The organism is Nitrospira marina (assembly GCF_059568365.1).
Map to the genome: position 1 here is coordinate 1,496,405 of NZ_JCANTH010000001.1, position 22,627 is coordinate 1,519,031.

20 protein-coding genes and 1 tRNA gene are annotated in these 22,627 nt (G+C 49.2%); 17 read left to right on the forward strand and 4 right to left on the reverse strand.

Annotated elements, in window-relative coordinates:
- The first annotated feature begins 196 nt into the window (after positions 1-196).
- Positions 197-1,111 (forward strand): hypothetical protein, encoded by a 915-nt coding sequence (locus tag LX98_RS06115; RefSeq protein ID WP_496428056.1) that lies wholly within the window; start codon positions 197-199, stop codon positions 1,109-1,111.
- Here the strand turns inward: LX98_RS06115 and LX98_RS06120 are convergent.
- The 3 genes from LX98_RS06120 to LX98_RS06130 form a co-directional block, all read right to left on the reverse strand.
- Positions 1,004-3,994 (reverse strand): proline dehydrogenase family protein, encoded by a 2,991-nt coding sequence (locus tag LX98_RS06120; protein ID WP_496428057.1) that lies wholly within the window; start codon positions 3,992-3,994, stop codon positions 1,004-1,006. The two genes, LX98_RS06115 and LX98_RS06120, sit on opposite strands and share 108 nt — an antisense overlap.
- 83 nt (positions 3,995-4,077) lie before the next feature.
- A complete protein-coding gene (locus tag LX98_RS06125) occupies positions 4,078-5,241 on the reverse strand; it encodes a hypothetical protein (protein ID WP_496428058.1) in 1,164 nt (387 codons plus the stop codon).
- Between the two features lie 86 nt (positions 5,242-5,327).
- The gene (locus LX98_RS06130) at positions 5,328-6,149 is read right to left on the reverse strand and encodes a dienelactone hydrolase family protein (protein ID WP_496428059.1); all 822 of its coding nucleotides are present in this window, start codon (positions 6,147-6,149) and stop codon (positions 5,328-5,330) included.
- 547 nt (positions 6,150-6,696) lie between these two features.
- On the opposite strand from LX98_RS06130, the gene LX98_RS06135 reads away from it, so the two are divergent.
- Positions 6,697-7,182 carry a hypothetical protein gene (locus LX98_RS06135; RefSeq protein ID WP_496428060.1) on the forward strand — a complete coding sequence of 162 codons (486 nt, stop codon included), beginning with the start codon at positions 6,697-6,699 and terminating at the stop codon, positions 7,180-7,182.
- 39 nt (positions 7,183-7,221) lie between these two features.
- Here the strand turns inward: LX98_RS06135 and LX98_RS06140 are convergent, their stop codons facing one another.
- Entirely contained in the window at positions 7,222-7,527 is a 306-nt protein-coding gene (locus LX98_RS06140; protein WP_496428061.1) for an ATP-dependent Clp protease adaptor ClpS, read from the reverse strand.
- A gap of 244 nt (positions 7,528-7,771) precedes the next feature.
- Between LX98_RS06140 and LX98_RS06145 the strand changes: the two genes are divergently transcribed.
- The 15 genes from LX98_RS06145 (at position 7,772) to LX98_RS06215 (ending at position 22,607) form a co-directional block, all read left to right on the forward strand.
- Positions 7,772-8,794 carry a GDP-mannose 4,6-dehydratase gene (locus LX98_RS06145; RefSeq protein ID WP_496428062.1) on the forward strand — a complete coding sequence of 341 codons (1,023 nt, stop codon included), beginning with the start codon at positions 7,772-7,774 and terminating at the stop codon, positions 8,792-8,794.
- Between the two features lie 388 nt (positions 8,795-9,182).
- Positions 9,183-10,259, forward strand: coding sequence for an OmpA family protein (locus tag LX98_RS06150; protein ID WP_496428063.1), 1,077 nt, complete (start codon positions 9,183-9,185; stop codon positions 10,257-10,259).
- A 217-nt stretch (positions 10,260-10,476) separates the two neighbouring features.
- Positions 10,477-10,565, forward strand: a tRNA-Leu gene (locus LX98_RS06155).
- A gap of 660 nt (positions 10,566-11,225) precedes the next feature.
- A complete protein-coding gene (locus LX98_RS06160; protein ID WP_496428064.1) occupies positions 11,226-11,570 on the forward strand; it encodes an STAS domain-containing protein in 345 nt (114 codons plus the stop codon).
- Positions 11,571-13,140: 1,570 nt separating this feature from the next.
- Positions 13,141-13,473 (forward strand): STAS domain-containing protein, encoded by a 333-nt coding sequence (locus LX98_RS06165; RefSeq protein ID WP_496428065.1) that lies wholly within the window; start codon positions 13,141-13,143, stop codon positions 13,471-13,473.
- An 82-nt stretch (positions 13,474-13,555) separates the two neighbouring features.
- A complete protein-coding gene (locus LX98_RS06170; protein ID WP_496428066.1) occupies positions 13,556-13,930 on the forward strand; it encodes an STAS domain-containing protein in 375 nt (124 codons plus the stop codon).
- Positions 13,931-14,284: 354 nt separating this feature from the next.
- On the forward strand, positions 14,285-15,385 hold the full coding sequence (locus tag LX98_RS06175) for an ATP-binding cassette domain-containing protein (RefSeq protein ID WP_496428067.1): 1,101 nt from the start codon (positions 14,285-14,287) through the stop codon (positions 15,383-15,385).
- Positions 15,334-16,242 carry an ABC transporter permease subunit gene (locus tag LX98_RS06180; RefSeq protein ID WP_496428068.1) on the forward strand — a complete coding sequence of 303 codons (909 nt, stop codon included), beginning with the start codon at positions 15,334-15,336 and terminating at the stop codon, positions 16,240-16,242. The genes LX98_RS06175 and LX98_RS06180 overlap by 52 nt, the downstream gene beginning before the upstream one ends.
- Entirely contained in the window at positions 16,239-17,039 is an 801-nt protein-coding gene (locus LX98_RS06185; protein WP_496428069.1) for an ABC transporter permease subunit, read from the forward strand. The genes LX98_RS06180 and LX98_RS06185 overlap by 4 nt, the downstream gene beginning before the upstream one ends.
- Positions 17,040-17,049: 10 nt before the next feature.
- On the forward strand, positions 17,050-18,111 hold the full coding sequence (locus LX98_RS06190) for an extracellular solute-binding protein (protein WP_496428070.1): 1,062 nt from the start codon (positions 17,050-17,052) through the stop codon (positions 18,109-18,111).
- An 83-nt stretch (positions 18,112-18,194) separates the two neighbouring features.
- Positions 18,195-19,022 (forward strand): HEAT repeat domain-containing protein, encoded by an 828-nt coding sequence (locus LX98_RS06195; protein WP_496428071.1) that lies wholly within the window; start codon positions 18,195-18,197, stop codon positions 19,020-19,022.
- A gap of 109 nt (positions 19,023-19,131) precedes the next feature.
- On the forward strand, positions 19,132-19,662 hold the full coding sequence (def, locus tag LX98_RS06200; RefSeq protein ID WP_496428072.1) for a peptide deformylase: 531 nt from the start codon (positions 19,132-19,134) through the stop codon (positions 19,660-19,662).
- 118 nt (positions 19,663-19,780) lie between these two features.
- Positions 19,781-21,505 (forward strand): ABC transporter transmembrane domain-containing protein, encoded by a 1,725-nt coding sequence (locus LX98_RS06205; protein WP_496428073.1) that lies wholly within the window; start codon positions 19,781-19,783, stop codon positions 21,503-21,505.
- 349 nt (positions 21,506-21,854) lie between these two features.
- Complete coding sequence (locus LX98_RS06210; RefSeq protein WP_496428074.1) at positions 21,855-22,046, forward strand: DNA gyrase inhibitor YacG; 192 nt, start codon at positions 21,855-21,857, stop codon at positions 22,044-22,046.
- 21 nt (positions 22,047-22,067) lie between these two features.
- A complete protein-coding gene (locus LX98_RS06215; protein ID WP_496428075.1) occupies positions 22,068-22,607 on the forward strand; it encodes a hypothetical protein in 540 nt (179 codons plus the stop codon).
- The last annotated feature ends 20 nt before the right edge of the window (positions 22,608-22,627 follow it).

Here is a 22,627-nt window from a genome sequence, read left to right on the forward strand (position 1 = left end):
TGTCGTCCTGCATTGATTGCCATTCGGTCTCCTTGTTTTCTAGTACTGCATAGGAAAGAAAAATTGTCAATCCTTGAATAGTCTGTCAAGCAAAATTGCAGGGTTTTCACCTTGAATGCGGTCTGAATCGGTTGATCTTGGTTGGTGTCTTGCCGGTTTTAATGATCCTATGGTAGGTTCACATCACTTTCTGCCTATGAAAAATTCATTTACATCGCGTGGAATTCTGTCCACAGCTGGAACCTTGGTTTTCCTTGGCTTTTCCCTGGTGTTCCTCCCAGGCACGGTCTATTCTGCTGATTCTACGAAAATTGTAATAGATAACAGTCATGAGTATTTTCCTGATCAAGTAGGGAATGAATGGGTGTATCAGGGCACGATGATCGAAGGGGGCATGGTCCAGATTAAAAATGAGAATTCCCGGTTTACGAATGTTTCAAAAGTGATAGGGACAGAAGTCCTCGAAGGAGTGAAGGTCACCGTTTTCAACGATACCAATCCTGGGAATCAAGGGCCGTCGGATAGTTATTATTTCCGGGATATTGCAGGGATCCGGTATTATGGGTCGAAACCCGGCACGACGTTGGAGCGCCAACTGGTGCCCTATCAAATCGTTCGATTCCCCTTAGAGGTACCCAGCTCTTTTGAGCAATTTCACCGGACCGGGTTGGATTTTGGCATGGATGTGGATCGTGATGGAGAAAAAGAAACCGTGGATATTGTGGCAAATGTGTCTGTTCAGGGGCAGGATACCGTGGTCGTACCGGCTGGCACATATCAGGATGCCATTCGTCTTGAAGCTAAAATGATCATGAAGGTGCACTTGTCTGAGAGCGGGGAGTCCATTCAAGGAACGGATACGATGACGGCCTGGTTTGCTCGAGGAGTGGGATTGCTCAAATACATTGAACGCCAAACCATTCCTTCCATTCGTAGTCAGAATGAACGCATGGTCGAAGTAATTGAGGAATTAGAAAAGGTGACCGTGGCATCTGATGTCGCCTTATTGAGTCGGAGCGAAGCCACGGCGAAGCGTGTTTTCCGTAATCACCTTTTCCACCATGAATTGCTCAAGATACCCGCTTCCTCCGGCCTTCCGGCCGATTCCTGATAATCGATGACCTCCAAAGGGTTGCCTGCTCACTAATGATCCGGTAATCGGTCGGTTGATATACAAATTCCCCACATCAAATGTGTCACGAGCCAGTTGAATATTGGCAGGACTGCGTGAGTATATCCCTCCAGTCAGGGCATAGGGGGAATCATTGGCTAATTCCAATGCTTCCGAAATTGTGGAAACTTTCATGACAACCATCACCGGGCCGAATATTTCTTCCTGAACGACTGGGTGGGAAGGTGGCAGATTTGCCAGTATCACCGGCCCTTGAAAATACCCAGGTCCCTCAAGCTGCCGATCAAGAATGCAGGTACCGTCCGTTTTCCCAAGTTGCACAAAGTGCCGAACTCGTTCCAGTGCCCTTCGGTCAATAAGCGGTCCCATACGGTTTCCAGGGTGTTCCGGTGAACCAATCGGAATGCTTGAAGCCGCCTGTTTGAGCCGTTCAAGAAATTGGGGGTACACGTCCTTTAGGATAAGAATTCTAGAGCAGGCCGAGCATTTTTGTCCTTGGTAGCCTGTTGCACTGGCTAACGCTCCAACCACGGCTTCATCCAGATCGGCCGTTTCATCAACAATGATGGCATTTTTTCCGCCCATTTCGGCAATGACATGTTTGATATGTCGTTGCCCAGCCGACACGTGACTGGCCTCTTGAATAATATTCAATCCCACCGTTTGTGATCCTGTAAAGGCGATGAGGTGTATCTTGGGGTGTTTGACAAGGGCCTGTCCCACCTCCGGTCCACCGGGCAGAAACTGCAAGGCGCCTTCAGGTAACCCTGCTTCCATGAGCAGCATGAAGAGGTGGTACCCCATCATCGGTGAACGCTCGGATGGTTTAAATAGGACAAGATTTCCAGTGACTAAGGCCGCCGAAACAAGACCGGTGGGGATGGCTAACGAAAAATTCCACGGCGAAATCACCACGGCCAACCCTCGTGGTTGGAAAATCCGTTGATTGTGTTCCCCTGGCTCTGTTCCTAGCCGCTCCGGAGTGCCCAGACGAATCATTTCCCGTCCATAAAATTCCAGGAAATCGATGGCTTCAGCGACGTCCGCATCCGCTTCCCGCCACGGCTTACCTGTTTCCAATATTTCCCACGCGGCTAATTCAGGCTTACGTTGTCGCATCAGCTCGGCAGCATGAAATAGAATTTGCGCACGGGTGTGCGAAGGGACTTTTGCCCATGTGCTCATATGGGCGTAAGCGCGCTGGACAATGGAATCAATTTGTTCAGGAGACAGAGTTGGAAATTTGGCAATGATTTGGTCAGGAAAACTGGGATTAGTCGAGATCAGTTCTGGCCCAAGCCAAGGCATCGGGGTCGGAAGCGGATAGGAATGGATTTGTCCCAGGAGAGGGGCGATGTGTGCGAGGCCGAGAGAGAAATCCCGCTGTCTGTTCTGTTGAGAAAAATCCGAATGCGGTTCGTTGGCGAATCTGTCAGAATTGTCTCCATCACGTAATGTGGCTTCCGACTGACTTTCCAGAGACATCGCCTCCTCCCCATTCCTGTTCCCGTTCGAGGGTGACACTAGCAGATGATCAAGTGACTCGGCAGTTTCATATTGCCGTCGAATAAAACTTTCATTGGAGGTATTTTCCAATAAGCGACGCACGAGATAGGCCATACCCGGAAGGAGTTCCCCAATGGGGGCATAGACCCTAAGCCGAAATCCTTGTTCCACCACGGCATCACGTAGCGGCTCAGCCATGCCATACAACATCTGATATTCAAACGTTCCCGGCGGGAGACGAAGTGAGTCTCCCATCGCCCGGACCACGGCTAATGTTCGAATATTGTGGGAGCCAAAAGCCGGGCGAATGAAGTCTCGATGGGCCAGAATCCGGTGAGCAAGGTATTCGTAGTTTGCATCGGTGTCCGTTTTCTTTAGATAAACCGGGATGGGCCAGCCTTGTTGTTGATAGCGAATAACTTCAGAATCCCAGTAGGCGCCTTTGACGAGGCGAATACCAAATGGGGTATTTCGCTGTTTTCCCCATGCTAGAAGAGTATCCAGGGTGTCGTTAGTGTGTTTAAGATAGGCTTGTATGGCAATGCTTGCATGCGGGAAGTGTTGGTAGGCCGGTTCAGAAAATACACGCATAAAGACCATGAGAATGAGCGGCTCCAATTCGGCCTGCTCCATGTCAAACGTAAGAGAGGCAGGCAAGGCCTGGGCAAGGTCCAAAATTGAGCGTAGACGGGGAGCAACGCCTGCGTAACTGCCCTCAGGATCGATCGGATCTAATTGCGAATATAAGGCTGAGAGTTTGATAGAAAGATTGATCCTGGGGAGAGAGCCGAGATGATCGTTTTCTAATAGGGGTTGATGTTTCCATTGCGGGATGACGTCATGTAATTGGGTCAACGTCTGAAGACATCGCGTGTGATAATGATCAGCCTCCTCTTCACTGACCGTGGATTCCCCAAGCAGATCAAGAGAACACGCACTTCCTGCATGCCAAAGTTGTGTGAGCGTGGGGACAGCATGGTTGACGGTTTCCCCTGCCATAAACGTGTAGGCCATTTTCAGAAACTGGCGCCGCAATATCCGTGTGCCCATTTGGGCCGTAAGGGAATTGTTTGAAAACCGACTAAGGACCCACTTCAGGGGACTAGGGAGAGACGGCAGGTCTTGAAAGTATTCCTTCAGGATACGCACAAATTGTGCGTCCGTCTGAAGGGAGGGAAGGACGTCAATAAAGCGAAACAGCTGTACCTTGAATTGTTCATCACGGGTTCCCCAATCTAGGAGAAGTGACGTCCACCAGCGGTGATCCCAGAATCCTGGCGTATGGTGACGAGCATTTTTCGCGAATGTCTGTCCAATACGTTGAATGTCAGATTCTAATGAATCATGGGCGATCATCCTCTTTTCCCTCCTAGGGATATTTTACACCTTTTCGGAGAATGCGGAAGAGAGATAAAGGAGAAACGAACCGGGAAGAAAGGCTAGGGTTGGCAGGTCGACAAACGTTTACCCGAAATACTGCCATGAGGGCCGAGGGAGTTTTTGAAAGTGCCTTCAAGATGGGAGTCATTGTTGCTGAGGAGCAAACTATCTTCCTGAACTCCTTGGGGAAAGGTCCATTTGAGATAGACCGTATCCCCATGAATCTCAATGGCGGATGGGGCAATTTGAGACGGTGAGGATTGTTCAGGGGGCGAAAAGGTGACGGTCATTTTACGATCCCCATGGTTTTGGTGGTTATGTACCACCCATCGCCAGGTTCCGCACAGCCGAGTGCTGGCAGAATTAGCTTGTTCCTGTTGTTGCCACTGCTGAATTTTTTGCCAGGCCTCCCATGCTTTCCCATTTGCCGTGGCCTCCAACTCGCTGGTTTTGGTCAGAAGGGTCATTCTAAACATCGGTAAGAGCCGGGTTTGGATGTAATGCTGGGTATAGGCATCTTGAATGGGTAGGAAGGGCTGGTGCGTATTGGCTGGGTGATTAGATGTTTGCCAATACTCGAGTAATCGATCTTCGATACCCTTTTGGCCGTACTGTGTAAAAAGGCTTGTCCAGGATTGTGGGCTGTCATCCCAATCCTGATAAGTTTGGTCGTAATATGAAGCAAATTTGGCAAACTCTTCGTCAGGGGGAACTGGGTAGGAAGTCGTCATGTGAGACCAGGCTGATACTTGTCCATAGCCATCAATTATGGATTTCAAGCCTTGAAGGGTGGAGTGTGTCATGATCCATTGCAAGTGCGATTCGCCGGGGATGACGTTGGAAAGTGGCGGGATGCCTGTTGTTGGCTTTAAAAGGATCTCCCGTAATAATTGCGCCTGGTTGGAGACGGCCAGAGATTTTAAGTAGTGAATGATGGCTTCGATGATCTCTGCCGGGAGGTTCACCTTCGCAGGTACCGAATGTGAATTCCTGTATATACGAGAGCCTTTAGCCTCTATGGTGGTTGTGGATTTGAAGAAGGCTAAGGCTTCGTCATCAGAGTCAAGTTGAAGTATTTGTGTACGGTGTTCTTTAAGGAAGGCCGAGGGGAGTCCGGTTGATCTCTGATTGGCAAATGCGGGGGAAAGAGAACTGAAAAGAAAAAAGTGGGCGCCAATAAGCCAAAGAATCAACCCTATATTTCGATTGCCACGCCAAGCCATGAGATTTCTTAACGTAAGCGTAAGTGCTCGGTATGGATGAATTGATGAAACGAGTCGGCCATGATTTTCGAAAATCAAATTGATGCTTATATGGTTTTGTTGATGATCGCATTGATGAAGTCTATTGAGGTCTGCAAGGCTTCTTCCATATCTGATGCCCGGTAGCTAGGAGTGCTACTTTGCCAGAATTCATCAGAGGCTTCAGGATAAGATCGAACTTCGATCTTTTTCCCGGCTTCTTTGGCCATTTGGGAAAACTGGTCACGTTCTTCTGCCGAATTGAGATCGCTTTGTCCTGGTGTCTGGAGTAAGAGAGGGCAATACAAGCGTTGAGCCAATTGAAGATCGGTTGGCAAAGTCCCAGAGATTGCCACTGCGGCCTGGAGACGACGCCGATGGGCGGCAGTTTTTATTGCCAGGGTTCCCCCCATGCCAAACCCGATCACTGCATGGGCGTTTCGGGTGGTTCTTTCCAATAAGGAATCTTCTGTGAGGTTGGCGTTGAGAAATTCAAAGCTGGCGTTGATATCCTGCAAGGCTTGTTGTTCATTGACTCGCTCCATTAAGGCATTGGCCACTTCAGCATTGGCCGTCACCATCCCACCCTGTCTCACATACAAGTTGGGAACTAGGACTACGTACCCTTGACAAGAGAGACCTTTCGCTAATTCCTGAATGTGGGACGTGAGTCCATAGCGATCATGCAGGAGGACCATAGCCGGTAAGATTTTGTTGGCCTCTTGTGGGGCGAATTGAATGCCCTCCACCTGCGGGCCTTTAGGGGGTCGTGTATCGGCATAGGGATCTACCATGTGGTCTTTGTGCGTTTCAAATATTCCTGTACTATTGAATCGCACAAGGGTATATCCGATTTGTTCAATGTCATAGGGAGTGGTGCGTTGGGTCATCAGAATAGCCTTTGGATAAGAATGAACGAAGCAGCACAAAATGGAAATTTCTTTGAAAATTCAATGGGGAAAGTCAAAACACTATATCGGTGGTTTCTTTGGCCTGTCAATCAAGCAGCGGTTGTTCAGGATAGAAATGGGTAAGCGAAAAGGTTCTCTATAGGTTCGTCTTTAGGGGAACGATTCAATTTGCAAATATTCTCTGGTGAAAAGGGGCAATCATGTCTACAGTTTTTCCTTACATCATGGCCAACTCAGAATGATGGGCACCTCTTTTTCGACGAGAGAAAGGCCACCAAATTCATTCACGAAAAAATCAAAGGCTATTGTGCCGTGTTTTATTTTTGTATCCTGGCCTCTTGTTGGTAATTCTCCCAAACATCGGTTTGAGCAAAATCCACGTGATTTTTTCCTGATAAAAAAATACTTCCTAAAGCCTAGAAATGTTCATTAGGGAATATTGCCAATGTCATGAGGTTTAGTGTAAGATGCGGCCTGCAGTGGAATGTCAGCAAGTTTGATTTCGCGATAAGGAAAGGAGTTGAGCATGGAACGGCGCGTCACTTCCCATACGGAAGAAGAAGAAATGAATCAACGCCGTCGCCTTCTCACGCTTGCACGGAAAGGGGATCAAAAGGCGGTTGAATCGTTATTCGAATTGTATCAAGTTCGTGTGTTTTCAGGTGACGCCCTGAAAAAAAAGAAACTTCCATCGTTCCCCTTGCCCACGCCAACAGGATCTTCAGGGAAAGGCACGGGCAAAGGCGTGAAGAAATTGGGAAAAATCTCTAGAGCTTCTCCAGCAGACATGACGCCTGTCCCCTTACCCCACAATTCAGTGCAAGAGTCAAAAGTGAAGTCGGGATTGCCCACCAAGAAAATTGGAAAGGTCAAAGAAGGGGCAAAGCCCTCAAAAGGAAAGCCGGTACAAACTGCTTCCAAAGCTGGAAAAAATAAAAAATCTGCTTCAGTTGCCAAAGCCAAAAAAACATCTACCTTGTCTGCGAGACCGGCCCGCGTGAAGAAAAAATAACTTGGGGAAGTAGACGATTCTGTCGTGTGGTGTCAGAATTCAGTAGCGGACTTCAACTCGCAAGCCACCTGCTGCCAGCTGCTTTCCAATTACATCAGCGTTTTTTATGTCACCTTGAAAGACAATTGCACTTCCGTGGTGATCAATCTGCCAGGCTAATTCAAAGGCTTTTTTGGGGGTCATGCCGGGAATCACTTGACAAAAAAGACTGACGACTTGTTGGTAGGTATGACAATCACAATTGTAGACAACGACTTCGGCTTCGAAATCTTTTCCGGTTCCAAGGTCGGTAATTTCTAGGGTTTCGGGATCTTTGACGATCCCACACACAATAGGGTCGAGCATTCTCCATTGTAGCAATGGAATAGAGGTCCCTCAAGTGAATATGGAGTCAGTCGTCATATTGACGAAAGTCTGATTCAGGTAAATTAAGTGATCAAGAGTTAGAGATACTCGAACTATAATTGCTCTTGCTTATCAAGCAGCACACGGTAGTTGCCGAAAAAATTAATGCAGAAGTGTATCAATTTGACCGTCAGCGAGAAGATGTGCCAAATATGAACCCTGTAAGAAATATAAAGGAGTGTCCGTGGGTAAAACGATATTGGTAACCGGTGCTGCGGGATTTATTGGAAGCCATGCAGTGGAAGCATTGGTCAGACGTGGAGATCAAGTAATTGGTCTTGATAATCTCAATGATTACTATGACCCTGTCCGTAAAGAAAAAAACCTTCGAGAGGTAACCGAACATGCCAAAACCGGAAAATGGCCTGGCACGTTTCAGTTTCTCAAAGGAGATATTCGTGATCGAGAATTGGTTGCACATCTTTTTTCTGATCATCGTTTTGACGCTGTCGTCCATTTAGCGGCGATGGCGGGTGTTCGAGTGTCCATTGATGATCCTGCGCTGTATTACGATGTCAATGTGATGGGAACGATGGCCTTATTGGATGCGTGTGTGGGACGGATTGGTTCACAGGACAAACATTCACCTTCTCCCACGTTTGTGTTTGCATCAACCTCTTCGGTGTATGGTAATACAAAGACCATTCCCTTTGTTCCGGAAGATTCGTGTGATAAACCGCTTGCCCCATATGCAGCGAGTAAACGAGCAAGTGAATTGCTAGGGTATACCTATCACCACTTATATGGTTTGGATTGCACCGTCTTTCGATTTTTTACCGTTTATGGCCCGCGTGGCCGTCCCGATATGATGGCCTATAAAGTCTTAGATAACATATTCACCGGCTGTGAAGTCCCCCTCTATAACAATGGAAACATGCATCGAGATTGGACGTATGTCGAAGATATTGTCAGTGGCCTGGTTGCGGCGGTTGACCGTCCGATGGGGTACGAAATTTTGAATCTTGGACGAGGCGAACCGGTTCTTCTTGGTGATTTTGTAAAAGGGATTGAACAATTAACAGGGCGCCAGGCTCAGCTCGTTCCCGCACCTATGTTAGATGCCGATATCGCCTACACTTTTGCCGATATCTCCAAGACCCGCAGGCTATTGGGATATGACCCGCAAACCTCCGTGCCGGAGGGGGTCGGTAAATTCTGGGTCTGGTATCAATCGGAGATTTTACAGGATCCAGCCTCAAACCTCTGACCCCGAATTTCTCATTCCAGCGGTATTTCTTCTTAATCATTCAAAATCTTTCCCTATTCCCCGGTTCAACCGGACCGGGGAATTTATCTTTCTTTTCTTCCTTCAGATACAGCGAGGGAAGGTTTGTTCCCATTTCCTCCATGTAGTTGAGGTGGAACGGATACGTGGTGTCCTCGGTACAGTGCTCAATTGGGCTTTATACCGTTGGTTATGAGGCATCCTTAACTTTTCTGCAAAGCAACCGATAAGGATTTGCACGTGTCTATTGCGGAAGAATGAACAAAATTTAAGCGGGTTTTTTCAGAATTATTCCGTATAGGAGGATGAAGGACTAGTCTTCCCCCATACCTCATGATACCAACAGTCACCATTGCACCAGGAGGATCTCATGTGGGTTTGTCCAAATCGTAGCAACTTAATAGTCGTGGTCATGCTGGGGGTCCTTATGGCTTCGGGATGTAGTAGCCATTCGGTCCGAACTGGGGCCAACTCGGAAGGGGATGGGATGGCTTCAGGTGAAGATGGAAATGCATTCGATCCCGATAGAATTATGAGTCAGGCCAACGGTTCAGTTGAGGGAAGTGGAAGAAATGGTGGATTGGTCAATGGAGTCAAGGCTTCTCAGCATCCCGATGGTTCCAATTCTCAAGACAGAGTGAATGGGGCAGATCCAAATTCGAATCCAGACACCATTCGGGGAGCGGAACGAAAATTGGGCCAAGGTGGTTCAAACTATGGACACCAATACCCCGGTGTGGATGGATCTGGCCCTAATCATGGATCGGTGTCTGGATTTGAAAATGGAATGGCGTCCAGTCAAAATCCTGATCCAGAAGCTTGGGCAAATGCCTATTTGGGAAACGGCAAAAATAGCCGGGATTTTTATGGTGATCCGTCGAAGTCCGCGGCTCTCAATGATGGCTCTTCTCAAGGAGGAGTGAATCCTGCGACCTGGGGTGAAACCTATAAGAAGGAACATGGCGGTCCTTCTCCGGAATATGTCAATCCTGACTCGAGCATTGCCAATGGCCGAAGCCAGCCAGGGGGCGGCTCAGTGGGAATTGGGAGAACCGATACGAATGGCTCGATAATTGAGTCGAATTTTAGTGGTTCCATGGGGATCCAACATGGTCAGGTGCAGGATATTTACTTTGCCTTTGACAGTTGGAATATTTCCAGCAGTGCCGCCAAGTATCTTGAAGAAGGGGCGCAATGGTTACAAGCGAATCCTGGAAAGGCCTTGACGATTGAGGGTCACTGCGACCAAAGAGGGACACAGGATTATAATCTGGTGCTCGGCCAAAAGCGGGCAGATGCGGCACGGGAGTATTTGGTGAATCTAGGTGTGCAACCGGACCGGATCAAGATTGTTTCCTACGGAAAAGAGCGACCATTTTGTCAAAACGAAAGTGAAGATTGTTTCCAGGAGAATCGGCGGAATCATATGGTTGTTCGAGTCAATTAAGTATCCGGCTTTCATAGGACCATCAGTGGCTCTTGAACAAGAGGATGCGAAATATTCGCATCCTCTTGTTTTTTGACCTGTACGTCCGGCATCAAACCAAAAGAAAAAAGGGAAATGACTGGGGGATGCTTGAGGTTATCCTCTACCGATGTTTCTGTCTGAAAATCTTGCACCGGTTTTTAAGGAGTGGTACAGTCTCGTCGCCAATCTTTGCGATGCCGGAGTGGCGGAATAGGCAGACGCAAGGGACTTAAAATCCCTCGGGCTTACCAGCTCGTACCGGTTCGACCCCGGTCTCCGGCACCAATCGAATTCGCAGCTTGAGGGGCAGGCGCGTGGTAGCTGTTAAATTGGGTAAAGTTGCCCATTCTCATGCCCGGAGATGGGCAAGAGAGTCAAATGATCTTTCCCCGCACGTCGCCTATTGGTGATGGCCGTTTACCGGAAATCATGAAACCGGAGTCCTGGAATGCCATCATTCTAAGAAGCAGTCTTGAATGCCTTTCCGCTGCATCGAATTGAATATCCCTCCGTTAAGATCCCAGCATTAAAATTTGTGGTTCAAAAAATCCGACGGTTAAGGCTTGAAAAGACATTGGACCCTTGATCCGCTCACGGCCAATTTTACCCATCATAATACCCTTTTTGGTCTTGACTTGTTGTTGCTTACCCCCGGTCATGTACGTGGTGAAAATTTTCGATCGCTTGAGCTTGGCTCCGGTTCCCCCCCCTCACAAATTCCTAGACACTCCCAATTACCCACGACATGAAATAACCCCTATCCCCCGTCCTTTTTTGCAGTTCCATGAGTCGTACCTTTTTGGTGTGAAAGTTGTTCAAGAAGATCACTGATACCTAACTCTAGTCTTAACGAGTAATTGTTAGGCCCATCCGAAAAAGATTGAATATAGCTCTACGCATTAAAACTTCCCATTTTGGTGCTTTACAAATTAAGAGGTAGATTATATGCTCCAAGTCTGCGAAAAACTGAATCACCAATCCACCGTTATTATCTTCACCGGACGGTTTGATCGACAATCAACCATTGGTATCGGTGACCTGATCCTCGGCACAAAGGGCATGGGATGTCAACACATCATCCTGGATTTCATGGGCATCACCGGGATTGACTCGGTGGGTCTCGGGCTCTTGTACCTCTGGTACCATAAACTACAACCCCAACGCATTGGGCTAAGTATCGTGGGGCCTTCTCCTAATGTCCGAGCCGCACTGGAAGGCTGTCACCTTCCCGACTGCGTTCCGGTCTATGCGTCTGAGCACGAGGCGGTCCGACAAGAAATCTACGGTTAAATGCCTTTGCTTCTTCTTTCAGGCATCGGCCTGACCCTGCTCTATGATCCTCTAATCCAGGTCCCGGGGTTTTACGGTAAGCAAGCTCTGTATTTGTTTTAGGGAATATGTCCCTTTAGGGCTACTTCAGGTAGGGGTATGTATCGTATGTCCAGGGTTTAGTTTGTCACGAATCCGCATGGAAAACTTCGCAACAGATGCAAGATGTGATAGCCACCGAGGATGAATATCTTCAGGGAGGATGAAGTTTAGTGGAAGGTTTTGGGCATAATAGTGTGGCGCTTCACCTTGGGTCGTAAGTTATCAAATTGTATCATTTCCATGTTTCTTTTCCGGTGTATATTGGTTATGTATTTTTTCTTTTTTGCGCATCAGCGTTAATTAACCATGCACCTTACGGGCTTTCTCTCGTTCTGCCGGAATTATCTAAGGGTAACAGCCAAGTCCCGGCGGCAGTCGGAACATTTAGCCCCTTCTTTCGAGACCGCAACCAAGCGAATGTAATGTGCACACCACATGCAGTAAAGGTATCCTGGCCCATTGAATCGAAAAGGATAGGTGGGTGAAAACTTTCCCCAATTGACGGCCTCTATTGGACACCAGGAGAGTGCATGAGACAGCATAGTCCAAAAATCCTTTTTCAATATTCGGTCTTGATGATCACCCCTCTTAATTGAGAGATGTGTTTTGCTAACCCCGGAACCAGTGAAGGGAGAAGACTCCCAAAAAGGCTACAACCGTTTCGATCATCCATAATGTTGTCCAGTCCATGATGGTGTCCTCCTTTTTCCTCTGTTTTCTTCTTTTTTGTTCTTGGTTATTGTAAATAGCAACCTTAATGCCACGAATTTCCGCGTATCCACTCTGACCGGCTTTCAGGTGGCTAACTAATTGTTTTATTAAAAGAAACGGGGATGGTTGCAAAAGGGAACTTTCGATCTAATCATGCAGACCCAAGTATCGGAATTAATACAGACCGTATCTTATTCACACAGGGAAGCTAATTTGATGACGAGGATAAGATTCAGGGTGTTTTCTTCTCTCGGTCTCTCAAAGAAGGAGAATGAAACTAGTTTTTAGGTGAGAAGAGGGCCAAAACGGATGAACCTGGGGGAGGGAAAATGAATTCTGAAAACATGCATTCCAGGGTGTTTGTAGGAGGTGAAGTAGATTGCCACTTTTTTGGGCTTTCCCTCACCCTTCCCACCTGTTAGCGCGTTAACCCAGGCCCGTCATAGCCATTCTTGTCTGTAGGGCTCCCCATTATTCCACTGGAGTGTTACATGTGGGGGCAGGAGACTGCACTGTCCATTAGATTTCTCATAGAACGTTTTTACCCATTGGGTAAGGTCTGCTTGACGGTTGGTAGGAGGTCGAAAGCCTTGTGTCATGCCATGTTTTATACACACCTGTTTTTTGAAGGAAATTTTGTAATGAAAAATGGGGAGCCCGGAATATTCTCAAATTTGAGCGTGGCACATCTGTTGCTGATTATCTGGTTTGAAGGATAGCAAAGCAGGGGCTAGTCAATACCAAAATGCATCACGGTTAATTAAGGAGGGACAGGTACATGTTGGTACGAGCACGGTGGGAGAACGGAACGAGAATTTTGATGCTTTCTGGTCGGTTCGATAAATTTGGACGGGTCCCGGTGGAAACGGCGTTGGCGGCGGGAGAGGGACGACCTTGCCATCACGTCGTCATGGATTTTTCACGAGTATCGTCTATGGATAGTGCAGGCATTGGAAGACTGTTGTTGCTTTATCATTCGCTTCGACGGAAAGGGATGGCCTTGACGGTGATCAATCCAAAGCCCTCTGTTAGGGCACTTTTGGATCTGGCGGGTTTAGCCACCATTATTCCGATTATGCAGGAAAAGCCTGAAGTCCGATCCGTTGCCTGATCCTCTGGGAATGAGAATTGAATTATTTTAAGTTGCCGAAGAGAAAAACCGAAATGAAAATTATCAAACCGTGATGTCTACGATGCCTACCCAACCCACTCCCATTGACGATATGCATGTTATTACATTCGGGACATGCTTTGATGGGTCTGCGGAACCTGCTTTAGAGGCGGCTGTCTTACAAGTGCAGGAAATACAGGGCAAGCACATCATTCTGAATATGGAAGCGTTGACCACCCTGAATAGTCGTGCCTTAGGCAAATTATTTCTCACCTATCACCACCTCAATCGGAAACACATTCGACTCAGTATGGTCAAGCCAAAGCCGGCAGTCCGTGAAATGTTAACATTTGTCAATTTTCCCCAGATCGTGCCTATCTATGATTCGGTTGATGCCGTGGTGGCCTTTGAGCAACGTCAGATGGAATCTTCAGCCCTTCCACAGCGAACGGAGTAAAAAAGGTGTATTGGGGTCGAGGATATCTCAGATGAAAATTAAGAGGACGAGCCAATCAAATTTCTTCTCAACTTCTGGAGCTTAGGCCTTTAAGAAAGGCACTCCAGAGCCAAAATCCGACATTTCAAATAGCGGTTTAGCAGTCCCTGATGCGTATGCCCGCCTCAAATGCCTAAAGCGGATCTCCAGCCATCCCGACAGTCGCCCTAGATTTTTCTAGCTCCTCGCTCCCCTTCAAGAGATTGCAGTTGGCATGGCAAGGCCGCTGCCCCTGCATTGACTTCCATTTTCCTCCCTTCCTAGAATCGTCACCCTGGCGATTTGTCCATTCCTCCCGGAAGGGATCTCTGGCTCGTGAATGAAAGCGTCGTACTTGATAAGGTTATCAAAACTCATGGCCTCGTGAGGGCGGTGGATCATGTGTCATTGTCTATCCAAAGCGGAGAGTTTTTTTCTATATTGGGGCCGAGCGGGTCGGGGAAAACCACCATCCTTCGATTAATTGCCGGATTAGATCGGCCCGATCAAGGGGACATTGTTATTCAGCAACGTGTTGTCACCTTAGATCCTCCACATAAGCGACCGGTAAATATGGTGTTTCAGCACTATGCGCTCTTCCCGCATCTGTCAGTGTTTGAGAATGTGGCTTTCGGTCTACACATGAAAGGGGAACGTCAAGCCAATATTCACACGGCGGTGAGTCACATGTTGGCTCTGGTGCGTCTGCAAGGAAAGGAGAAGCGCCTTCCAGGGCAATTGTCGGGAGGGGAGCAGCAACGGGTGGCGCTCGCACGAGCCCTAGTGAATCGTCCCGTGGTCCTGCTGTTGGATGAGCCCTTGGCTGCTTTAGACCAGCAGTTACGTCAGGAGATGCAAGGAGAGCTGAAGCGGTTACAACGGGAAGTGAAAGCGACATTTATTTGCGTGACTCATCAGCAGGATGAGGCCCTCATGCTGTCTGATCGAATTGCGGTCATGCAGGGTGGGAAGGTCTTGCAAGTGGGGACGCCTCAGGAGATCTATGATCGCCCCGTATCTTCCATGGTAGCTCAGTTTATCGGTCTTTCCAATGTCCTGTCCGGTACCATCGCCTCCTGTGAAGGTGGATTGTGTCGGGTTGCACATGAAGTCTTGGCACCCGTGAAGGTCACGTGTTCTCCGCAAGATTCTCTGCAGGGGGCCGTCACGGTTATGGTTCGCCCAGAGCGCATACACGTGTCCTCTGACATGTCCCCTAACGGATATGACAATAGGCTTCAGGCGATTGTGCACCAAGTCGCTTTTTCCGGGAATGAAGTGGTGTATCATGTTCGGCTTCGGGACGAGGCGATTTGGATGGCTCGTGTGCCGATCGCGGAAGCGCAGGCCAGACCATTGGCCGTTGGTCAGCCGGTGTATGTGCAATGGCGTGCACAGGAGGGAATGGTCTTGCCCGCCCATCCGGCACCATGCTGAACAATCGTTCTGACACATCTTCCGCTTTTCCTGTCAAGCTGTCCCTCCTATCGGCAATTCTCTTTTTAGGCCTGTTCTTTTTTCTCCCGCTGATATTGGTCTTTGGTGTAAGTCTGGCGAGTCGGGGAATGTATGGGGGAATTACCTGGATCCCTACCCTGGAAAATTATCAACGTGTCTTCGATCCGCTTGTGGGATTGATATTCCTCCGGTCTCTTTTCCTGGCGGGACTGACGACTTTCATCTGTGCGGTGGTGGGGTTCCCCTTGGCGTATTGTCTGGCCAGGTCCTCCCGGCCCTGGCAACTCATATTGCTGACTCTTGTGATGATTCCATTTTGGACGAATTTTTTGGTTCGCACCTATGCGTGGGTGCTAATTCTTCGAGCGGACGGAATTCTGAATGGCCTGTTGATCAGGTTGGGATTGCTGGATGAGCCACTTTCCCTGTTATTCACGGATCTGTCGGTATTCGTGGGACTGGTGTATGGCTATCTGCCCTTTATGGTGCTTCCTCTGGTGGTGGCCATAGAACGTATTTCTCCGCAATTGGAGGATGCGGCGTTTGACTTATATGCGTCCATGGCCGGGATGTTTCGACATGTGCTGCTTCCTCTCAGTACGCCGGGTTTTCTGGCCGGTGGGGTGTTGGTCTTTATTCCTTCCCTCGGGGCCTTTATTACGCCCTATCTGTTGGGTGGAGGACAAAATATGATGCTGGGGACGTTCATCCAACAAGAATTCCTGGTCGCACGAGACTGGCCGTTTGGATCCGCGCTTTCTTTCGGATTAATGGGAACTGTCCTTCTCCTCTGGTTTCTGTTGGGTCGTACGTCCGTTGAGAAGGATCCGTCATGAAACGGATGCCGTCCAGCTTCATTGTGATGAGCCTGCTGGTCATGGTGTTTTTATATTTGCCGGTGGTCATTCTGATCGGGCTATCCTTTAACGCCTCCACGATGGGAGTAGCGTGGAAAGGGTTCACGTTTCAGTGGTATGAAAAGCTGGCGATGGACCAGGCGATTCTCGAGGCGACCGTCAATAGTGTGGTCATTGCATTGCTCTCAACCGGAATGGCTCTCATCCTTGGAGTGGGGACCGCCATTGGTCTGGAGACCCGTCAAGGACCGCACAAATCCTGGGTCAATATGATCCTGATATTGCCCCTGGTCATACCGGAAATTTTATTGGGTGTGGCCTTATTGATGGTGTTTGTTTTGTGTCAGGTTCACCTGGGGTTTGGTACCATTATTATCGGACATATGGTCTTCAATCTGCCGCTGACCATCGTCATCGTCAGGGCACGACTCCGGAAGCTGGACCCTGCCTGGGAAGACGCGGCCCGTGATTTGGGTGCCACGTCATGGGATGTGCTCACCCGGATTACGCTTCCTTTGTTACGCCCGGCAATATGGGGGGCAGGCTTGTTAGGGTTTACCGTATCTTTAGATGACTTTGTGGTGACATTTTTTGTGGCAGGTCCCGGTTCGACGACGTTACCACTTAAAGTGTTTTCGATGATCAGAACAGGGATGACCCCGGAGATTAATGCCTTGTCGTCGGTCTTGGTGGTGGTCTCCATGCTGTGCGTGGGGTTGTCCTGGTTCGTACAACAGCGGTCCACACCGGCCTCGGCTGAATCTTCGTATAGATGAAAGTTTGCATGTGAGAAATCTGATACCTCTGTATGTCGTCCTCTTGACTCTCCTGGTGGCGGGGGGATGTTCCGAATCTTCCACTTCCCCAGAATCGCCACCTTCCAAGCACTCTACACTGTATTATTTCACGTGGTCCGATTATGTGGATGCGGGTGTGGTGGCCAAATTTGAAGCGACTCGAGGGGTTCGGGTGGTGATTGATACCTTTAGTAGCAATGAAGAGTTATTAGCCAAAGTGCAGAGCGGCATGACCGGGTATGATGTCGTGGTGCCATCTGATTTTATGGCGGGGATCATGGGACGGTTGGGATTACTGGCTGAGTTAGATCTGGCAAAAATTCCTCATGTGCAGGATCTGGAGCCTCACCTGCGACAGCTCTCGTTTGATCCCACAAACCGGTTTGCCATTCCCTATTTATGGGGCACGGTTGGAATGGGGTATAATGCTGATGTCGTGACGGAGCCGCCAACCAGTTGGGACGCCCTATGGGATCCGAAATTTTCCGGTCGAATCAGCTTGCTGAATGATGAACGGGAAGTCTTTGGGATGGCACTTCAGACGTTAGGCTACTCGCTCAATAGTGTCGATCCCCAGGCCATTCAACAAGCCAAACATAAGTTGATGAGGCAAAAGCCATTGGTCAAGGCTTATACGAGTGAACAGTTTGACCAACTCCTCGTGGCCGGTGAAGTGGTGTTAGCGCATGCCTGGGGCGGGCCGATCGCCAGGGCGATGCGTGAGCATCCGTCAATCCGGTATGCCCTCCCCCAGGAAGGCGGAATGATGTGGACGGATTGTCTGGCGGTCTTGGCCAGTTCCCCTCAACAAGCGCTGGCGATGGACTTTATCAATTATCTTTTAGATGAAGAGGTGGCGCTCGCCACATCGCAGCGACTATTATTTGCCTCATCCAATCGACATGTTCGGGATCGTCTGCCGGCAGACATTCGTACGAATACGGCTATCTACCCGCCAAGTGATATGCTTGCCCGGATGGAGTGGTTGGAAGACGTGCAGGACGCCATTCGCTATTATGATCGAGCCTGGACAGAGCTGAAGGTGCACTAGGTTGGCTTGACCCTTTTAGCCATCTGCTACTAGACTATCTGATTGCTAAGTTTTATATACGCGGATTCACGAAAGGGATGTTCATGACGAAGCGAATCACCAATTGGTCACAGACAATATGTTGGGTGGTTGGTGCCTTTTTCCTGTGTGGCGCCCCGTTGTGGGCTCAGGAACCAGGAAGAAGTCCTTTCCCCGTCTATCTGACGCAAATGCCCTATGAGGCTCCTCCTCCTCCGGAATCCACGGGGGTTGAGGCGACGGAATCCCCTGACATCTTAACGCCCCAGGATCATGAGCGTCTGGAAGCGCTTATTCCAATGCTTGAGGGCCGGCAAGAATTCTGGGCCATCGGAGAGTTTGTCTTTTTTGGAAAACATTCGATCCCGTATTTGGTGAAAGCGCTCAAGGTGCCGGTGCCCAGAGTCCGGTTTAACGCCGTGGAAACCCTCTCCATGTTGAACGATCCTTCTGCAATCCCGGGCTTACTGGAGGTGGCCATGAACCCGGATGAAGAATCACGAATCCGATCCCATGCCTTGCGTGTGGCAACACGATTAGATCCCAACCAAGTCATTCCGGCCATCGAGGTGATGGTGAAAGATCCCAATTCCACGATTCGAAACACGGCTGTGTTTGAATCACGGAGAGTGCCTCGAAAGGAAGTGCTGCCTGTTATTATCAGTGCCATTTCAGATCCAGAGCAATATGTGTCGATCACAGCGCGGGATTCTTTCTGGATTCTCACCAAATTCAGTGGCTCAATCCATGATTGGGAAGTTTCGACACCCGAAGACAGAAAGGAATGGGTGAAGGAATGGTGGGCTTGGTGGGAAGAGAATAAGGACCGATTGGGTGTGACACCGTCACCCGCAAACCACCCTCGATCACCGGCAGACCAGAATGTGAGTTAACACCGATTCTTTAACAAGGGTAGTTTGGGCTCGTCGCCGGACGGTGGTCGATGGAGTGCCATGTATATGAGATTACAGACTTAGACGATCGCGAAAAGGAGTAAGGTGTATGGCAGTATTACCTATAGCAAAAATCGGCAACCCGGTTCTCCGGCAACAGGCAACGCCTGTGGACCCTGCATCAATCGGGAGTCGGCGAGTTCAGGCATTCCTTGATGATATGTTTGAGACGATGGTTCAGTATGAGGGAATCGGATTGGCAGCCCCGCAGGTGGCACATTCGGAACAGATTGTCGTCATGGAATGTGAGGGGAAGGATGGTTTTCCCAAGACGGTCCTCATTAACCCAAAAATTGTGTTTTATAGTCCCTCACAGAGTGAAATGTGGGAAGGATGTCTCAGCATTGATAATATGCGAGGGAGGGTGATCCGGCCGTCCATGATCCGTGTGCAGGCCTATGATCGACAAGGGGTACTCCAAGACTTCGAAGCCAACGGGCTCTATGCGGTGTGTATCCAACATGAAATGGACCACCTCATCGGGAAATTGTTCATCGATCGGATGGCTGATATGTCGACCCTGACCCAATTGGACGAGTTTGATGCCTATTGGCGTGAAGAATCCGCCCCGGTGATTTAATCCCTGCTTGATAGAGCTAACCGTCGAGCGTTTTCTGCTCATCAATTCCACGAATGTGTTTCCGTGATTCCTATCAGGATCACGCCATCTGTCGACGAAAAAGGTTTCTAAGCTTCCCGTGAAATCACTTTTCCGAGTTCTGTCGTACCTGGCCCCCTATCGCGGGCTCGTGTGTGTCACCTTCTTCTTTGCCGGGGTAACGACGGCACTGGAACTGCTTCCACCCTGGCTCATCAAAATCGTGATTGATGACGTCATCCCGGCCAAAAATATGGATGTCCTGACCTGGGTGTTGGTCGGATTGTTCCTGGCCTATGGATTGAAGAATCTCTGTAATTCTCTCCGAATCCGTTTCAACAACACGCTTGAGCAACGGGTGGTGCATCGGCTTCGACAACAAGTGTTCGCGGCCCTGCAACGCTTGTCGTTGACCTATTATGAAAACCGATCGACGGGTGAAATCATGTCGCGTGTCGTGAACGATACGGAGCATGTGCAACGTATTTTTATTGACGGGCTTGAGGGCATGTTAACGGCTACGTTGACCCTGGTTGGCATTACCACTATTTTATTTATGCTGAACTGGAAAATGGCTGTTCTTGTGCTGCTGCCGATTCCAATTCTAATCATCGGAGGCGTGGGATTTACCCGCCGGGTCCATCGGTATTATCACGATATCCGTCAGCAGGCCGCTGAACTCAATGGCTATCTGCAGGATTCCTTGTCCGGGATTCGGGAAACCATGGGATTCAATCGACAACCCTACGAACAGACGCGTTTCCGTGACATGAGCCACAAGTACAGCCAGGCCAACCTGAAAGCCATGTATTTATGGTCGATTTATTCTCCGGGAATGATTTTCATCGGAAGCCTGGGAACCGTCCTGATTGTCTGGTATGGGGCGGGCGAGGTGGTGGCGGGTCGTCTCTCCACGGGTGAGCTAGTCATGTTTTTGTCTTACCTTGTATTGTTTTATACCCCGGTCAACCAAATTCATTCCGTAAATCATCTATTGCAGCATGCCTTGGCGGCCAGTGAACGGGTGTTCGATATCTTAGATGCAGAGCCGGCCGTGCCGGACCAGGGACACCTTCGCCCCGTTCAACCCCGGTTGTCGGGAAAAGTCGAATGGAAGGACATGGCATTTGCCTATCGGCTGGAGATGCCGGTCTATGAACATCTTTCACTGACGGTGGAGGCGGGGGAGCATGTGGCTTTGGTCGGGCCGAGCGGGGTGGGAAAAAGCACGCTGATGAAACTGCTCTTCCGGTATTACGATGTAGGGGCGGGAGCGATTGAATTGGATGGATACGATATTCGTCATCTCCCATTATTCTACCTTCGAGAACAAATCGGCTTTGTGCAGCAAGAGCCATTTTTATTCAATGGAACCGTGCGGGCCAATCTGGCCTATGGAGACTTGTCGGCATCACACGATCAAATAGAAGCGGTGGCGCGCGCTGCGCAAGCGCATGAATTTATTCAAGCGCTTCCTGACGGGTATGACACCTGGATCGGGGAACGCGGGGTGAAATTGTCCTTTGGGCAAAAACAGCGTATCGCCATTGCCAGAGTGCTACTCAAAAATCCACCCATTGTGGTCATGGATGAAGCTACCTCCAATATTGACACTGAAACCGAAGTCGAGATTCGCATTGCGATGGATGAGTTGATGCGGGGGCGGACGACCTTTATCGTGGCCCATCGGTTGTCGACTCTGCAGACCGTTGATCGGATTGTGGTCCTGGAACATGGACAGATCGTGGAAGAAGGCGATCATGCAACACTACTGGCGAGAGGGGGATTGTACGCCGGTTTGTATGAAGCCCAATTTCATGTCTAACATGGCACCGCACAAAACTGACTTGCCCAGGCTTGGGGCCTATCGGTTTATGAATGCTGGGTTGAACACAGGGGCCGGGTGTATCGGGAGGCCTGTTGAATATTTTCGTGTTGTTTCTTTTCAGGGACTAGATGAGTGACAGAATCCCGCACGGGAAATCATAAGTGAGGTTAAAATAAAGGCTTGTTTAGCCCTGCCCTGAAGTCCCTCGAAGGAGAGGTCGCCGCTGTTTTGGGCGAGCGGAGTGTGCGGAGAAGGACGTGAGCCCGGCCAAAGGGCGAAAAGGCATTGATATAAGTCCCTTCAAAGGTGCAACACGTGTTTTCCTCACTCCCTCGGGAGGAACGACATGACCGTGAAATGTCCGATGTGTGGCAAGGTGGAACAATGGGAAGGAAATGTCTTTCGACCCTTTTGTTCCAAACGATGTCAATTGTTGGATTTGGAGGGATGGTTTAGTGAGCGCTATCGCATTCCAGATGCAGAAGACGATGGGTTGGATGAGACGGATTCTGAGGCAAGCCCAACATCTTCCGACTAGACCGTTTATGGAGACCAACATATGCCAAAAATGATCACGGCTAAACGTCATGAGGACGATACGGAAAAAGCCCAGGAGTTTGTCCGAACCAATATCCTGCTTCCTGCCAGTTTGTTGGGGTTGATTTCGGTCGTCGTCGGAGTGATCGCCTTAGGCTTTCAATTCTGGGCAGGAACGTATGGATGGGAAACGTTTACCTACAGCTCGGCACTCATCATCGCCGGTGTGCTTGTGGGAATCGTTCAAACAAAATACCAACAGTATCTTTTGCGGGAGTTTCCCGGACATTTTGCCAGTCGCATGAAAGCCTATAGCCAACGGTCGGTCCGTAAGGCAAAGAAGGCTATCACGGAACATGACATTGAGCATCGAGGTCGTGGCCTGGTTCCGCTTTGGTACTTTCTGGGGATCGTGATGTTTTTTACGCTTTCCGGATTAACAGTCACTACGGGTTTTATGGAGCCGGTCGCCGCGTTTGCCCTGCCGTGGGCAGGATATTTTTGGGCAAAGTTGTTTTTTTGGAAAGGGGTGGTATTGCTGCCGGAACGCAAAAAGAGATGAGGTTCTACCGCTGTTGGGGC